The following is a 15,491-nucleotide window of genomic DNA, read 5'->3' as shown; positions in this document are numbered from 1 at the left end:
GGGTCATGATAGAAGTTATCGACTTGAAAAAAGTATTCGATAATGGGTTTGAAGCGTTAAAATCGGTCAATTTTACGATTGAACAAGGGGACTTGGTTTGTTTGTTAGGACCAAGTGGGTGTGGGAAATCCACAATTTTAAACTTAATTGCAGGTTTATTACATCCAAGTGATGGAGATATTCAGTTTCGACAGCAATCGGTTGTCAAAACAGCACCAAAAGATCGGAACATCGGGTTCGTTTTTCAAAACTATGCCTTATATCCACATATGACTGTTCTAGAAAACGTAATGTTTCCTTTGACAGTAGGGAGCAAGAAAGTTCCTAAAACAGAGGCACAAGCTATTGCCGAAGAATATATGAAACTAACGAATATTGAAGAGTTAAGCCATAAAAAGCCAGGCACACTTTCTGGTGGTCAACAACAGCGTGTTGCGATTACCCGGGCGTTAGTTCAAAAACCAGATGTTTTATTATTAGATGAGCCCTTAAGTAACTTGGATGCACGTTTGCGTTTGAAAATTCGTGAAGAAATCCGCCGCTTGGTGAAAGAAGTAGGCATTACAACAATCTTTGTAACGCACGACCAAGAGGAAGCGCTATCAATCAGTGATAAAATTATTTTATTAAACGAAGGGGTTATTCAACAAAATGATGAACCTCAAAACCTTTACTTAGAACCAAATAACTTATTTGTTGCTCAGTTCATAGGTAACCCAATTATTAATTTATTGTCTGTTGAAGTGAAAGACGGCAAAATGTACCACGAAAGTTTTGAAATTCCGCTTGAGCGTTTTGAGCAAGCTCGCTTTAAAATGCCAATGACTGATGGGAAATATACGTTTGCTTCTCGTCCAGAAGATGTGGTACCAGCTGAAACAGGTCTCTTTACCACAACGACAGATTTAGTGGAATTGATTGGTCGAGAACGTATTTTACGATTTACATTAGGAAATGAACAAGTGAAATCAATTGTAAGTGTAGAAGAAGCGATTGAAGAAGGAGACACTTTATCTTTTGATTTTTCATATAAAAAAGTATTTATCTTTAACGAAGCGGGAGACCGGGTTTACTAATGAAAAAATACAATCCAGAAAATCAACCAAAAGCATGGCTCTTCCTTCTGCCATCATTAGGAATCATTTTACTGTTTAGCGTTTATCCGCTGTTTCGTTCTTTGTGGATGAGCTTCCAAAAAGGTTCCTTAATTAACCAACGCTACGCTGGTTTAGAAAATTATCAACGTGTATTGAATGATCCAATCTTCTATAAAGCGTTAAAAAATACAGCGCTCTATGCATTTGCTGTGGTACCGATTGCCTTGATAATTTCCCTAGCAATTGCTTGGATTATCTTTGAAAAAGTTAAACATAAGAGTTTCTTTGAAACGATTTTCTTTATGCCTTATGTAACGAGTACGATTGCCATTGGGATTGTCTTCCGTTACTTCTTTAATGGCGATTATGGAATTGTCAATTACGTCTTAGGTTTTTTCGGCATTCCTTCTGTCAACTGGCTAGATAATGTTCAAATGAGTATGCCGACATTGATTATTTTTGGAGTTTGGACGAGTTTAGCATTTAATATTATTATTTTGTTGGCTGGGTTGAGAAATATTGATGAAGAACATTTTAAAATTGCAAAAATGTTTGGTGCCTCAGACGGCGAAATTTTCCGACGTATTACGTTTCCGCAACTAGTCCCGACCATTGCCTTTTTATTAACGGTCAATTTAATTGGCGCCTTTAAAGTTTATACACAAGTTTATGCTTTATTCGGTGGTCGTGCGGGGATTGCCAATAGTGCCACAACCGCAGTGTACTATATTTATGACAAATTCCACATTGCAGGGCGTCCTGGAATTGCGATGGCCGCCACAGTGATTTTATTTGTGATTATTTTAGTGGTCACTTTCTTACAAAATAAACTCTTAAAGAAAGTGGGGCAATAAGCCAATGCAAAAAGTTTTAACGATTATCGCATTTGTTTTCTTAGGCATTTTAGCCGTTATTACGTTATTTCCATTTGTCTATATGATTTTAGCTGGTTTAATGAGTTACTCTGAAGCGACCAGCATGCCGCCAACTATGTTTCCAAAACAACCACAATGGCAAAACTACACAGAGGTCTTTCAAAAAGCACCCTTTCTTCGGTATTTCTTGAACACAGTCTTTGTTTCAGGCGTTACAACGATTGCTACGGTAGTCACCGCCGTTTTAGCTTCATTCGCGTTAACGAGTTTGAAGTTCCGTTTTAAAAATGTGGTCATTGCTTTGATGATTTCGTTATTAATGGTTCCGTATGAATCTATTATTTTTACCAATTATCAAACGATTGCGCAATTAGGTTTGTTAAATACTTACAGCGCCTTAATTATTCCATTTTTAACTAGTATTTTTTATATTTACTATTTAAACGGTTATTTAAAAGGTATTCCTGATACTTTTTACAAGGCTGCCAAGATTGATGGTGCTAGTGATTTAGAATATATTTGGCGTATTTTAGTACCAATGTCAAAACCAGCGTTAGTAACAGTAGGGATTTTAACATTTATTTCTAGTTGGAATTCTTTCTTGTGGCCATTGTTGGTGACGAACGAGAAAAAATACCGTCTATTAAATAATGGACTATCGGCCTTTGCGACAGAGAGCGGTAGTGACGTACATTTACAAATGGCTGCTGCAACATTAACCGTTATTCCAATTTTAATTATTTACTTGATTTTCAGAAAAGAAATTATCAGAGGAGTTGCAAAAAATGGAATCAAAGGCTAAAACAACTGTGACTTTTCACAGTGGCATTTTAACAATTGGAGGAACCGTGATTGAAGTGGCGTATAAAGATGCCCATATCTTCTTTGATTTTGGTACAGAATTTCGACCAGAATTAGATTTGCCCGATGATCACATTGAAACCTTAATTAATAATCGTTTAGTGCCAGAATTAAAAGACTTATATGATCCACGTTTAGGTTATGAATATCATGGTGCAGAAGACAAAGAGTATCAACACACCGCTGTTTTCTTATCTCATGCCCATTTAGATCATTCACGCATGATTAATTATTTAGACCCAGCTGTTCCGTTGTACACCCTAAAAGAAACGAAAATGATTCTAAATAGTTTAAATCGCAAAGGTGATTTTTTGATTCCATCACCGTTTGAAGAAAAGAATTTTACCCGAGAAATGATTGGTCTTAATAAAAACGATGTGATTAAAGTTGGTGAAATTTCAGTGGAAATCGTACCTGTTGATCATGATGCGTACGGTGCTTCGGCATTACTGATTCGCACGCCTGACCATTTCATCACATACACAGGTGATTTGCGCTTACATGGCCATAATCGTGAAGAGACTTTAGCTTTTTGTGAAAAAGCCAAACATACTGAATTATTAATGATGGAAGGCGTAAGCATTAGCTTCCCAGAACGTGAACCAGATCCAGCCCAAATAGCGGTTGTCAGTGAAGAAGATCTTGTTCAGCACTTGGTTCGTTTAGAACTAGAAAACCCGAATCGACAAATTACCTTTAATGGTTATCCAGCAAACGTAGAACGTTTTGCTAAGATTATTGAAAAGTCACCACGTACAGTCGTTTTAGAAGCAAATATGGCTGCGTTGTTACTTGAAGTATTTGGAATAGAAGTTCGTTATTATTATGCTGAATCTGGTAAAATACCAGAATTGAATCCAGCGTTAGAAATCCCGTATGACACGTTACTAAAGGACAAAACAGACTATTTGTGGCAAGTTGTGAACCAGTTTGACAACCTCCAAGAAGGTAGTTTATACATTCACAGTGATGCACAACCGTTAGGGGACTTTGATCCACAGTATCGCGTGTTTTTAGATTTGTTGGCTAAAAAAGACATTACTTTTGTCCGCTTAGCTTGTTCAGGACATGCAATTCCAGAAGATCTGGATAAAATTATTGCATTGATTGAACCTCAAGTATTGGTTCCAATCCATACGTTAAAACCAGAAAAACTGGAAAACCCGTATGGTGAAAGAATATTGCCAGAACGTGGCGAGCAAATTGTTTTATAAATTTTTTTAAGGGAGAGAAAAAAATGAAGTTCAAAACTCTAGCAACAACAGTGTTAGCAACCGCAGCTATTTTCGCATTGGGGGCTTGTGGTAACGGTAATGGGGCCAAAGAATCAAACGATATTGTGAAAGAAGTGAAGGAAGATACGACAATCACTTTCTGGCATGCAATGAATGGGGTTCAAGAAGAAGCGTTAACAAAATTAACGAAAGACTTCATGAAAGAAAATCCAAAAATTAAAGTGGAATTACAAAATCAATCTGCTTACCCTGATTTACAAGCCAAAATCAATTCGACTTTAACTTCACCAAAAGATTTACCAACAATTACGCAAGCGTACCCAGGCTGGTTATGGAATGCTGCACAAGATGAAATGTTAGTGGACTTAAAACCATATATGGATGATGACACAATCGGCTGGAAAGATGCAGAACCAATTCGTGAAGTATTGTTAGATGGCGCCAAAATCGACGGCAAACAATACGGCATTCCATTTAATAAATCGACAGAAATGTTATTCTATAATGCTGATTTGTTGAAAGAATATGGTGTTGAAGTACCGAAAACATTAGAGGAATTAAAAGAAGCTTCTAAAACAATTTACGAAAAATCCAACAAAGAAGTCGTTGGTGCTGGTTTTGACTCGTTAAATAACTATTACGCAATTGGAATGAAAAACAAAGGCGTTGATTTTAATAAAGACTTAGATTTAACAAGCAAAGATTCACAAGAAGTCGTGGACTATTACCGTGATGGTATCGAAGCAGGTTACTTCCGCACAGCTGGTTCAGATAAATATTTATCTGGCCCATTTGCAAACAAAAAGGTAGCAATGTTTGTCGGTAGTATTGCTGGTGCTGGTTTTGTTCAAAAAGATGCTGAAGCTGGTGGCTATGAATACGGTGTTGCACCACGTCCTGAAAAAATCAACTTACAACAAGGAACAGATATTTATATGTTCGATAGTGCTACGCCAGAACAACGGACAGCGGCATTTGAATTCATGAAATTCTTAGCTACTCCTGATTCACAATTGTACTGGGCACAACAAACAGGTTATATGCCAATTTTAGAATCTGTTTTACACAGTGATGAGTACAAAAATTCTAAGACAACCAAAGTACCTGCACAACTTGAAAACGCAGTAAAAGATTTATTCGCTATCCCAGTAGAAGAAAATGCTGATTCAGCCTATAATGAAATGCGGACAATTATGGAAAGTATTTTTGCTTCATCAAATAAAGACACGAAAAAATTATTGAAAGATGCAACGTCACAATTTGAACAAGCATGGAACCAATAATCAATAAATAAACAGACGTGGGAGGTTGGGATCTGAGTCGTTATGGCTCGTGTTCTAACCTTCCTGTTCTTTTGGGCGGAAGAAGGAGAGAAACAAAATGCAAATAAAAATTTTAGCAACAAGTGATATGCATGGGTATATTATGCCAACAAGTTATAGTGAAAAAAAGATGGATTTGCCTTTTGGAACCGCAAAAGCAGCAACCATGCTGAAAAAGTTACGTGCGTCTGCCAAAGGACCAGTTTTTCAAATTGAAAATGGGGATTTTATTCAAGGTTCGCCGCTTAGTTATTACGTAAGAAAAGCAGAAACACATTCAGTGGAAGCCATCACTAAGATCATTAATCAAATGGATTATGATGTTAGCATTTTAGGTAACCACGAATTTAATTACGGATTAGATTATTTAAAGGAAACGATTGCCAGTTATCAACAGCCAGTTTTAGCTGCCAATATTCTTGGTAAAGATGGACAACCTTATTTCGGTCAGCCGTATGTCATCATAGAAAAACAAGGGGTTAAAGTAGCCATCCTTGGCGTGACGACTCAATATATTCCTCATTGGGAACAGCCGGCAACAGTCAAAGATTTAACGTTTAAAAGTGTCGTTGAAACAGCGGCAGAATACGTGCCAAAACTGCGGGAAGAAGCGGACCTAGTTGTTGTCGCTTACCATGGCGGTTTTGAAAAAGATTTAGAAACAGGGGAACCCACGGAATTACTAACAGGAGAAAATGAAGGCTACGATTTATTGGAAAAAGTTCCTGGGATTGATGCCTTAGTCACTGGTCACCAACATCGAGAAATTGCTACAAAACTGAATGGAATACCTGTGATTCAACCAGGTTTTCGAGGAGCTTTCGTTGGAGAAATTACTTTAGAAATTGAACCTATGGCTAAAGGCTATCGCGTTATCGGAAGTGATGCAGCTATTCATCCTGTTGGGAACGAACAACCAGATGCAGAAATTTTAGCTTTGACAACAGCGTTACATGACGAGGTAGAAGAGTGGCTTGACCAACCAGTGGGAAATGTGGAAGGGGATATGACGATTCAAAATCCGAATGCCGTACGCCTCAAAGAACATCCATATATAGAATTTATTAATAACGTCCAAATGGCTTCAAGCGGAACGGATATTTCAGGGACTGCACTTTTTAACAATGAAGGCAAAGGGTTTAATAATCAAATTACGATGCGCGATATCATTACCAACTACATTTATCCAAATACCTTGGCTGTATTGCGTGTCACTGGACAAGACCTCCGTGAAGCGTTAGAACAAAGCGCTACTTATTTTGTGTTAGAAAAAGGCCAACCAATTTTTAACCCGAAATATGTCGATCCAAAACCACAATACTATAATTATGATATGTATGAAGGCATTGAGTATACGCTTGATTTAAGACAACCGTTTGGTGAAAGAGTGACGAAACTTAATTATCATGACAAAGCAGTGCAAGCAGAAGATGTTTTGGAAATCGTGACAAATCAATACCGAGCAGTCGGTGGCGGAAACTATCAAATGTTCCAACCTGAAAAAATTATTCGAGAAATTCAAATTGATATGACGGAACTGATTGCAGAATATTTGAAAAAACATCCAATCATTCAAGCGTCGACAAATGATAACTTCAAGGTTATCTGGTAAAAAATAGCAAAAAAAGCCTTCAACCATGCAATTACTTGAAAGATGGTTGAAGGCCTTTTTTGAGTTAATAGCCTTTTTTTAAGGAAACTTGGTTTTTGACGAGGGTTTGATCTGTCACAAATTGATTTAAGTTTGGAATAAAAATCGCCAGTAATTTTGATTTGAACTTCGGTGTCATGCCAGAAATATGAGGTGTTAGTAAAACATTCTGCATCTCCCATAAAGGGCTATCTTCGGGAAGAGGTTCTTCTTCAAAGACATCTAAGGCAGCAAAAGCAATGGTTTTATTGTTTAAGGCAGTTATCAAATCGTTCGTTGCTACTGAGGCGCCGCGACCAACATTTACGAAAATTGTTTCAGGAGCCATTTTTTCAAAAAGTGCCTGATTGTATAAATGTTTTGTTGTTTCAGTCAAAGGAAGAATGTTCACAACAATGGACATTTCATGGATAATTTTACTCATATTCTTCTGTGAATAGCATTCAATGAAGCCTTCCGTCACATGTCCAGAGGTATTCACGCCATAAACTTGAAGATTTAAACCTTTAGCAAATTTAGCTAATTGTTGTCCGATTTGCCCAGTGCCTACGATTAACATTTTTTGCCCAGAAAGTTGTTGATAGGAAGGGGCTGTTTGATTCCATGTGTGTTGCATTTGTTGTTGGATACTTTCTTGCAGTCCACGGGTATGTGCTAATAAAACGCCTAAAACATGTTCTGAGATAGAAACACTATGGATTCCGCTACCATTAGACAACAGAATGCCTTTTTCTCTTAATTTATCAAAATCCATATAATCAGCACCAGCAGAAATGAGCTGAATCCATTTTAGGTGACTAGTATCAGATGCTAATAAACGCGGACCAATTTCTTTATGCCAGCCTAACATAATTTCGATTGCCTCTTCTTCAGCAGAGGATAAATGATCGGTAGATGTTTTAACTAGATAATTGGGCGCCACAGCTTTCACTTGTTCCAGTTGTTCTTCGTTGAATACTTCATTTAAATAAATAATTGGTTGGTTCATCTTTCTTCCTCCTAGCACTTTTTATTGTATCAAAAATAAATTTAAAAGAGAAAAAGAAAGGCTTTTCAGTAAAGCAGAAAGCCAAGGACAAAAATCCGTTTTAGATTTTTGTCCTTGGCTTAAAAACTGCTAAAGTCCAGCGCTAACCTTATTTAGGTACACCGTTTTCAAATAAACTTGTACTATGAACTGGTTGACGTCGAGCATCGGGCCGTAAGTAATGTAAAGCATTATTTACGGCAGTAGGTGCCTCACCAAAGCCTGTAGCGATTAACTTCACTTTTCCCTCATAGGAACAGATATCCCCTACAGCGTATACACCAGGAATGTTAGTTGACATATCGGAATGAACATTAATAGCATTTCTAGAAACGTCTAATCCCCATTCTTTGAGGTGTGTTAAAGAAGAAGTGAAGCCATAATTGATAATTAAATCATCCAGAGGGAGATCCAATGTTTGGTCACCTTTTGTCTCCGTTAATTGGATGCCTGTGAACGTTTCATTTTCCTTTAAAATATCACTAATGATATAAGGAGTTCTGATAGAAACACTAGATTTTTCCAGTTGTTCCACGCTATGTTCGTGGCCGCGAAATTGTGGGCGACGATGGATAATAGATACTTCTTCTGCAACGTTTTCTAGCATTAAAGCCCAATCAATTGCAGAATCGCCGCCACCAGCTATCGCAACTTTTTTGCCAGCGAATTTTTTCATGTCAGTCACATAATAATGGATTGACTCACCTTCAAAGGCTTCAACATTTTCGATAGCTAAACGTCGAGGTTGGAAAGCACCGTTACCAATCGCAAAGATAACCGTTTTAGAATAATGTGTGCCTTTAGTTGTGTCTAAGCGCAGAAGTCCATCTGCTTCCTGTGCAAGGTGTGTGACCTCTTCTTCCAAACAAACATCGTGCTGAAATGGCTGCATCTGTTTTTCCAAATTGGCAATTAACTCACCGGCTTTAATAGCAGGGAATCCAGGAATATCATAAATATATTTTTCGGGATACAGCATTGTTAGCTGACCACCTAATTGCGGCAGGCTATCAATGATTTTCGTTTTCGCTTTACGAATTCCCGCATAAAAAGCGGCAAATAATCCAACAGGACCGCCGCCGATAATCGTTAAATCATAAATATCTTTTTCATCAGACATTTGAAAATTCCTCCTAATTCATTTAGGGTTGAGACAACTATTGATCGTTTTGCGAACACTTCACAAAATAGCACGGCTTTTCGAAAAAAGCAAGTTTGGCTAACGAATCAAAGCATTCTTTAATCATTGGAAAAAGATCATAGCAATTTTCAGCATTTTTCGATATGATGGAACTATAAAATAATTATCTAGGAGGACATTCTCATGTCACAATTTCCACAATTAGATTTAGAAAATGCTAAAGGCCCAAAAGCGGTCATTAAAACAAACCGAGGCGACATCACTGTTCAATTATTCCCAGAACAAGCGCCTAAAACGGTTAAAAATTTTGTTGAATTAGCGAAAAAGGGCTACTATGATGGCGTTATTTTCCATCGTGTGATTCCTGATTTTATGATTCAAGGCGGTGACCCAACCGGAACAGGAATGGGCGGCGAAAGTATTTATGGAGAAGCATTTGAGGATGAATTTTCTCGGGATGTTTTCAATTTGCGTGGCGCATTGTCAATGGCAAATGCTGGTCCTAACACAAATGGCAGCCAATTCTTTGTTGTTACTAATCAAAATGTTCCAGCTCAAATGATGAGTCAGTTAGAAGATGCTGGTTTTCCAGAAGAAATTATTGAAGCTTACAAACAAGGCGGAACACCTTGGTTAGACTTCCGTCATACTGTTTTTGGTCATGTTGTGGATGGTATGGATGTAGTGGATGAAATTGGTGGAGTCCAACGGGATGCCCAAGACCGTCCAACATTTGACGTCGTGATGGACACAGTTGAAATCATTGGTGAATAAGTTTAACCAATTGAAAAAGAGAGTATCAACGAGGGACAAATTCGTTGGTACTCTTTATTTTTTTCTTAAAACGACTAACTTTTTTTTTAAAAGCGTCCAAATCACTTCTTTTAATGAAGTCTTTATAAGATACTGAGTTAAAGGATAGAAGGAGAGGAAGCGAATTTGTTAGAAAAATACAGATATCCAATGGCCTTGGCTTTGTTTGCAGTAATATTCCCATTTATAGGAACGTTTTTTACGTATGTAGATCAGCAAGGAATCGTTCATGAACCAGGATTTTATACAATAATAATTGGAGAAATTTTACTTCTATTTTCAGGTATCTGGTTCGTCAGAGTTTATTTAGCTAAACGCAAAAGAAAGAATTAAAAGCTTTTTTGATACGTAAAAGGCCTTCTTCGAGAGTTTCTTTTGAACAAGCTAAGTTTAAACGCATGTGTTGAGAACCTTGGGGACCGAAACTAATTCCTGGATTTAGAACCACTTTCCCCTTATGAATTAAGGTATCGCGAAGTTCCCGATCCGTTAGCGAATAAGAACTAAAGTCTAACCATAAAAGATAGGTTCCTTCAGGCTCCATTACACGAACGCTAGGCAGCTCTTCACGGAAAAAGGAAAGGGCAAAATCAATATTTTCTTTTAAATAATCCAGTAACGCCGTTAGCCATTCCTCCCCTGTTTGATAGGCAGCTGCCGTTCCAACGTAGCCAAAAGTATTGATACCGCCTTGATGATTTTTGTCTTGTAAAGATACGAAAGATTGCCGTAGTTTTTCATTAGGAATGAACAGCATTGAATTTTTAATACCCGCTAAATTAAAGGTTTTCGTTGCCGCGGTTAAGGTAACTGTGAATTCCTTAAATGCTTCATCAGCGACAGTGAAGGAAGTGAAGGTATGCGGTTTGAAAATCAAATCCTGATGAATTTCATCGCTAACCACAGTTACTTGGTGTTTTTGGCATAAACGGCCAATTGCTAGCAATTCTTCTTTTGTCCAAACACGTCCACCAGGATTATGGGGATTACAAAAAAGTAACAGTTTCACCTTTTCTTCGATTATCTGTTGTTCCATTTTAACCAAATCAACTTCATAATGTCCGTTAACTTCTAGTAAAGAATGTCGCACAAGTCTACGCTCATTTTGTTTTACCACATCTGCAAAAGGGGGGTAGACTGGATCACAAATCATGACAGAATCCGCAGGTACTGTATACGCTTGAACGGCTGTGGCCAAACTGGGAACCACGCCACTATTAAACAAAATTTCTTCTTTTTCAACAATCAATTGATGGTGTTGCCGTTGCCAATCTTGAATTGCTTGATACAGTTCATTAGGTGCAACTGCATATCCTAGAATGCCTTGTTCAATAACTTGTGACAAGGCATCAAGAATAGGCTGATGTACTTTGAAATCCATATCAGCAACCCATAAAGGTAGTAAATCTTTTTCGTGGTAACTCGTTTCAACGGTGTCCCATTTAACACAATTCGTGTGGCGACGATCAATGGTTTCATTAAAATTAAACATAAGATAACTCCTTTTCTTCTATATAAAGTCTTACTTCCTATAGTATAGTAGATTTTGCTTAAAAGATGAAACAATAGTTTTAACAACTAGGGAAGAAATAATGCACAAACGTTGAAAAAATGCTATTATTTTAAATGAGTAGAAACGGAAAAAGAAATTTATCGTATGAAAAGAGGAAATTTGATGAAGTACAAAATTGGTATGGTACTTTCTGGCACAATTACCGGACTTCAACCATATGGCGCATTTGTTTCTTTAGACGAAGAAACACAAGGACTGATTCATGTTTCGGAAGTACAAGCTGGCTTTACCAAAAATATCCATGGACTCTTAACCGTTGGACAAAAAGTAACCGTTCAAGTTATTGATGTTGATGAATATTCTCAAAAGATTAGCTTATCTTTACGAACCCTTGAAGACAAAGTTCATTCAGTGAACCATCGACGCAAAAAATATTTTACGGATAAGAATAAAAAAATTGGCTTTGCAACCTTAGACAAAGAACTTCCAGAATGGATTGATGAAGCAATGGATAAGTTGCTTGAAAAATAATTCTGTATTTTTTCAGAAAGTGTGTTACAATTTCTTTTGTTAGTGAATCTAAAAATTAATTGAGGTGGATGTCGTGTCTAACAAAAAAGTCGCTGGAACAATCATACTGAACTTAAACGATGGTAGTAAAAAATTTTTGATGCATCCAATAGGTGAAGCGATTGAGTTTGCGATGGCAAAAGTTTCTGATGAGATGACGGGTTTAGCTAGTATGCTACAATGGTTCAAAGAAGAGGTTCAATTGGACGTTACTTCAATTAGCTTAGTAGAATTAACTAACGCGCATATCAATAAAGAAAATGTTCCGCTGTTTGTCTTCGAGATGGATGAACAAGCACTTAAAAATGAAATGGATAAAGACTATACATGGGTAGCACCTGCAGAATTAAAAACGATTTGGTCAAAATATCATATTGAAGGTGTCCCAATGTTTTAAACAAAAAAGAAAGAATCTGTCGATAATCGAACAGATTCTTTCTTTTTTTATGTTGTACGTAAAAAAGTTAATCGAACTATTTCAAATATATGATTCAAATTGTTCGATTTTTAGTAAGGAATTAAACTGTTTTGATAGACAATTAGGATTTAAAAAGTTTAAAAACGAAATAATTGAAAAGAATGAAAACAGATTGAAAACTTCTTTTAATTTTTTTGAAAAAAAGTGTTGACCAAACATCAAAATCTTGATATATTATTACATGTCGCAAGGCGAGTCACACAGCTGAGCGATTCAGAAATCAATAATTAAATAACAATTCTTGATTTCAAATCTCTCGAAAAAAGTTTGAAAAAACAACAAAAAAGTTGTTGACAAATAACAAACGAGATGATAAGATATAGAAGTTGTCACAACAGACAACAACAACCGAGCAAAACAACTTAAAAAAACTTTTTCAAAAAAGTTCTTGACATTCAAACGAAAGTTTGTTATGATATAAAAGTTGTTGCGAGGTAACGTAGACCTTTGAAAACTGAACAAAGAATAGACGAACCAAATGTGTAGGGCGTCTTGATTCAATTCAAGACAACAAACATTTTTAACAAGCAAGCAATATGCTAGCAAACAAATTGAGCTTAACAATCGCAAGATTGTTCTAACTTTTATTATGAGAGTTTGATCCTGGCTCAGGACGAACGCTGGCGGCGTGCCTAATACATGCAAGTCGAACGCTTCTTTCCTCCCGAGTGCTTGCACTCAATTGGAAAGAGGAGTGGCGGACGGGTGAGTAACACGTGGGTAACCTACCCATCAGAGGGGGATAACACTTGGAAACAGGTGCTAATACCGCATAACAGTTTATGCCGCATGGCATAAGAGTGAAAGGCGCTTTCGGGTGTCGCTGATGGATGGACCCGCGGTGCATTAGCTAGTTGGTGAGGTAACGGCTCACCAAGGCCACGATGCATAGCCGACCTGAGAGGGTGATCGGCCACACTGGGACTGAGACACGGCCCAGACTCCTACGGGAGGCAGCAGTAGGGAATCTTCGGCAATGGACGAAAGTCTGACCGAGCAACGCCGCGTGAGTGAAGAAGGTTTTCGGATCGTAAAACTCTGTTGTTAGAGAAGAACAAGGACGTTAGTAACTGAACGTCCCCTGACGGTATCTAACCAGAAAGCCACGGCTAACTACGTGCCAGCAGCCGCGGTAATACGTAGGTGGCAAGCGTTGTCCGGATTTATTGGGCGTAAAGCGAGCGCAGGCGGTTTCTTAAGTCTGATGTGAAAGCCCCCGGCTCAACCGGGGAGGGTCATTGGAAACTGGGAGACTTGAGTGCAGAAGAGGAGAGTGGAATTCCATGTGTAGCGGTGAAATGCGTAGATATATGGAGGAACACCAGTGGCGAAGGCGGCTCTCTGGTCTGTAACTGACGCTGAGGCTCGAAAGCGTGGGGAGCAAACAGGATTAGATACCCTGGTAGTCCACGCCGTAAACGATGAGTGCTAAGTGTTGGAGGGTTTCCGCCCTTCAGTGCTGCAGCAAACGCATTAAGCACTCCGCCTGGGGAGTACGACCGCAAGGTTGAAACTCAAAGGAATTGACGGGGGCCCGCACAAGCGGTGGAGCATGTGGTTTAATTCGAAGCAACGCGAAGAACCTTACCAGGTCTTGACATCCTTTGACCACTCTAGAGATAGAGCTTTCCCTTCGGGGACAAAGTGACAGGTGGTGCATGGTTGTCGTCAGCTCGTGTCGTGAGATGTTGGGTTAAGTCCCGCAACGAGCGCAACCCTTATTGTTAGTTGCCATCATTTAGTTGGGCACTCTAGCGAGACTGCCGGTGACAAACCGGAGGAAGGTGGGGATGACGTCAAATCATCATGCCCCTTATGACCTGGGCTACACACGTGCTACAATGGGAAGTACAACGAGTCGCTAGACCGCGAGGTCATGCAAATCTCTTAAAGCTTCTCTCAGTTCGGATTGCAGGCTGCAACTCGCCTGCATGAAGCCGGAATCGCTAGTAATCGCGGATCAGCACGCCGCGGTGAATACGTTCCCGGGCCTTGTACACACCGCCCGTCACACCACGAGAGTTTGTAACACCCGAAGTCGGTGAGGTAACCTTTTTGGAGCCAGCCGCCTAAGGTGGGATAGATGATTGGGGTGAAGTCGTAACAAGGTAGCCGTATCGGAAGGTGCGGCTGGATCACCTCCTTTCTAAGGAATATTACGGAAATACACATTTCGTCTTTACTTTGTTCAGTTTTGAGAGGTCTACTCTCAATCAAATAAGTTCGGGGCCTTAGCTCAGCTGGGAGAGCGCCTGCTTTGCACGCAGGAGGTCAGCGGTTCGATCCCGCTAGGCTCCATTGATAGCTTTTGCTATCAGATTCGTTCATTGAAAACTGGATATTGAAGTAAAAAGAATCAAAACAAACCGAGAACACCGCGTTGAATGAGTTTTTTAATAAGTTCAATTGCTTATTTATTGATTAACCTTCTATCGCTAGAAGAAGTGATCAAGACCCAACCGTAAGGTTGATAAGGTTAAGTGAATAAGGGCGCACGGTGGATGCCTTGGCACTAGGAGCCGATGAAGGACGGGACTAACACCGATATGCTTTGGGGAGCTGTAAGTAAGCTATGATCCAGAGATTTCCGAATGGGGGAACCCAATATCTTTTATAGGATATTACTTTTCAGTGAATACATAGCTGATTAGAGGTAGACGCAGAGAACTGAAACATCTTAGTACCTGCAGGAAGAGAAAGAAAATTCGATTCCCTGAGTAGCGGCGAGCGAAACGGGAAGAGCCCAAACCAACAAGCTTGCTTGTTGGGGTTGTAGGACTCCGTTATGGTAGTCTGTTAGTATAGTTGAAGGATTTGGAAAATTCCGCTAAAGAGGGTGAAAGCCCCGTAGACGAAATGCTGACAACACCTAGGAGGATCCTGAGTACGGCGGAACACGAGAAATTCC

14 protein-coding genes, 1 tRNA gene and 2 rRNA genes (1 of these 17 cut by a window edge) are annotated in these 15,491 nt (G+C 38.9%); 14 read left to right on the top strand and 3 right to left on the bottom strand.

Features of this window, described 5'->3' with window-relative positions; all coding sequences use genetic code 11:
* The first annotated feature begins 5 nt into the window (after positions 1–5).
* From IGJ24_RS11290 to IGJ24_RS11265, 6 genes are all read left to right on the top strand, one after another.
* Positions 6–1,076 (top strand): ABC transporter ATP-binding protein, encoded by a 1,071-nt coding sequence (locus IGJ24_RS11290; RefSeq protein WP_002375727.1) that lies wholly within the window; start codon positions 6–8, stop codon positions 1,074–1,076.
* Complete coding sequence (locus tag IGJ24_RS11285) at positions 1,076–1,951, top strand: carbohydrate ABC transporter permease (RefSeq protein WP_002355143.1); 876 nt, start codon at positions 1,076–1,078, stop codon at positions 1,949–1,951. The genes IGJ24_RS11290 and IGJ24_RS11285 overlap by 1 nt, the downstream gene beginning before the upstream one ends.
* Positions 1,952–1,955: 4 nt before the next feature.
* A complete protein-coding gene (locus tag IGJ24_RS11280) occupies positions 1,956–2,774 on the top strand; it encodes a carbohydrate ABC transporter permease (protein ID WP_289865860.1) in 819 nt (272 codons plus the stop codon).
* A complete protein-coding gene (locus IGJ24_RS11275; RefSeq protein WP_002359171.1) occupies positions 2,758–4,047 on the top strand; it encodes an MBL fold metallo-hydrolase in 1,290 nt (429 codons plus the stop codon). Before IGJ24_RS11280 ends, IGJ24_RS11275 begins: the two co-directional genes overlap by 17 nt.
* Before the next feature lie 23 nt (positions 4,048–4,070).
* Complete coding sequence (locus IGJ24_RS11270; protein ID WP_002359172.1) at positions 4,071–5,351, top strand: extracellular solute-binding protein; 1,281 nt, start codon at positions 4,071–4,073, stop codon at positions 5,349–5,351.
* A 97-nt stretch (positions 5,352–5,448) separates the two neighbouring features.
* Entirely contained in the window at positions 5,449–7,002 is a 1,554-nt protein-coding gene (locus tag IGJ24_RS11265; RefSeq protein ID WP_289865861.1) for a bifunctional metallophosphatase/5'-nucleotidase, read from the top strand.
* A gap of 64 nt (positions 7,003–7,066) precedes the next feature.
* Here IGJ24_RS11265 and IGJ24_RS11260 read toward each other — a convergent pair whose 3' ends face one another.
* Positions 7,067–8,029 carry a phosphoglycerate dehydrogenase gene (locus IGJ24_RS11260; protein ID WP_002355148.1) on the bottom strand — a complete coding sequence of 321 codons (963 nt, stop codon included), beginning with the start codon at positions 8,027–8,029 and terminating at the stop codon, positions 7,067–7,069.
* Between the two features lie 148 nt (positions 8,030–8,177).
* A complete protein-coding gene (locus IGJ24_RS11255; protein ID WP_002368301.1) occupies positions 8,178–9,188 on the bottom strand; it encodes an NAD(P)/FAD-dependent oxidoreductase in 1,011 nt (336 codons plus the stop codon).
* A 204-nt stretch (positions 9,189–9,392) separates the two neighbouring features.
* Between IGJ24_RS11255 and IGJ24_RS11250 the strand changes: the two genes are divergently transcribed.
* Entirely contained in the window at positions 9,393–9,983 is a 591-nt protein-coding gene (locus IGJ24_RS11250; RefSeq protein WP_002355150.1) for a peptidylprolyl isomerase, read from the top strand.
* Between the two features lie 165 nt (positions 9,984–10,148).
* Complete coding sequence (locus tag IGJ24_RS11245) at positions 10,149–10,355, top strand: DUF3955 domain-containing protein (protein ID WP_265588167.1); 207 nt, start codon at positions 10,149–10,151, stop codon at positions 10,353–10,355.
* Here the strand turns inward: IGJ24_RS11245 and IGJ24_RS11240 are convergent.
* The gene (locus IGJ24_RS11240) at positions 10,333–11,514 is read right to left on the bottom strand and encodes a MalY/PatB family protein (RefSeq protein WP_438775405.1); all 1,182 of its coding nucleotides are present in this window, start codon (positions 11,512–11,514) and stop codon (positions 10,333–10,335) included. The genes IGJ24_RS11245 and IGJ24_RS11240 overlap by 23 nt on opposite strands.
* 183 nt (positions 11,515–11,697) lie before the next feature.
* Here IGJ24_RS11240 and IGJ24_RS11235 point away from each other — a divergent pair, with 183 nt between their 5' ends.
* From IGJ24_RS11235 to IGJ24_RS11210, 6 genes are all read left to right on the top strand, one after another.
* A complete protein-coding gene (locus IGJ24_RS11235; RefSeq protein ID WP_002365178.1) occupies positions 11,698–12,066 on the top strand; it encodes a CvfD/Ygs/GSP13 family RNA-binding post-transcriptional regulator in 369 nt (122 codons plus the stop codon).
* Between the two features lie 64 nt (positions 12,067–12,130).
* Positions 12,131–12,502 (top strand): hypothetical protein, encoded by a 372-nt coding sequence (locus tag IGJ24_RS11230; RefSeq protein WP_002385270.1) that lies wholly within the window; start codon positions 12,131–12,133, stop codon positions 12,500–12,502.
* On the top strand, positions 12,486–12,734 hold the full coding sequence (locus IGJ24_RS11225; protein WP_002392518.1) for a hypothetical protein: 249 nt from the start codon (positions 12,486–12,488) through the stop codon (positions 12,732–12,734). The genes IGJ24_RS11230 and IGJ24_RS11225 overlap by 17 nt, the downstream gene beginning before the upstream one ends.
* Before the next feature lie 434 nt (positions 12,735–13,168).
* Positions 13,169–14,729, top strand: a 16S ribosomal RNA gene (locus IGJ24_RS11220).
* A 79-nt stretch (positions 14,730–14,808) separates the two neighbouring features.
* Positions 14,809–14,881: transfer RNA gene (locus IGJ24_RS11215), tRNA-Ala, on the top strand.
* A 176-nt stretch (positions 14,882–15,057) separates the two neighbouring features.
* A 23S ribosomal RNA gene (locus IGJ24_RS11210) occupies positions 15,058–15,491 on the top strand; it runs 2,479 nt beyond the window's last position.
* Together the 16S and 23S rRNA genes with 1 tRNA gene alongside form the textbook arrangement of a ribosomal RNA operon.

The sequence above is a fragment of the Enterococcus sp. DIV0546 genome (assembly GCF_051712785.1).
Classification (GTDB): Bacteria; Bacillota; Bacilli; order Lactobacillales; family Enterococcaceae; genus Enterococcus; species Enterococcus faecalis.
Note: the sequence above shows the minus strand (reverse complement) of the source record. Positions and strands in the feature narration are given on the sequence as shown.

Excerpts from the sequence above, each read along its gene's own strand:
- IGJ24_RS11285 (WP_002355143.1), top strand. The coding sequence starts at position 1,076 with ATGAAAAAATACAATCCAGAAAATCAACCAAAAGCATGGCTCTTCCTT.
- IGJ24_RS11265 (WP_289865861.1), top strand. The coding sequence starts at position 5,449 with ATGCAAATAAAAATTTTAGCAACAAGTGATATGCATGGGTATATTATG.
- IGJ24_RS11250 (WP_002355150.1), top strand. The coding sequence starts at position 9,393 with ATGTCACAATTTCCACAATTAGATTTAGAAAATGCTAAAGGCCCAAAA.
- IGJ24_RS11270 (WP_002359172.1), top strand. The coding sequence starts at position 4,071 with ATGAAGTTCAAAACTCTAGCAACAACAGTGTTAGCAACCGCAGCTATT.
- IGJ24_RS11255 (WP_002368301.1), bottom strand. The coding sequence starts at position 9,188 with ATGTCTGATGAAAAAGATATTTATGATTTAACGATTATCGGCGGCGGT.
- IGJ24_RS11240 (WP_438775405.1), bottom strand. The coding sequence starts at position 11,514 with ATGTTTAATTTTAATGAAACCATTGATCGTCGCCACACGAATTGTGTT.
- IGJ24_RS11280 (WP_289865860.1), top strand. The coding sequence starts at position 1,956 with ATGCAAAAAGTTTTAACGATTATCGCATTTGTTTTCTTAGGCATTTTA.
- IGJ24_RS11290 (WP_002375727.1), top strand. The coding sequence starts at position 6 with ATGATAGAAGTTATCGACTTGAAAAAAGTATTCGATAATGGGTTTGAA.
- IGJ24_RS11235 (WP_002365178.1), top strand. The coding sequence starts at position 11,698 with ATGAAGTACAAAATTGGTATGGTACTTTCTGGCACAATTACCGGACTT.
- IGJ24_RS11275 (WP_002359171.1), top strand. The coding sequence starts at position 2,758 with ATGGAATCAAAGGCTAAAACAACTGTGACTTTTCACAGTGGCATTTTA.
- IGJ24_RS11260 (WP_002355148.1), bottom strand. The coding sequence starts at position 8,029 with ATGAACCAACCAATTATTTATTTAAATGAAGTATTCAACGAAGAACAA.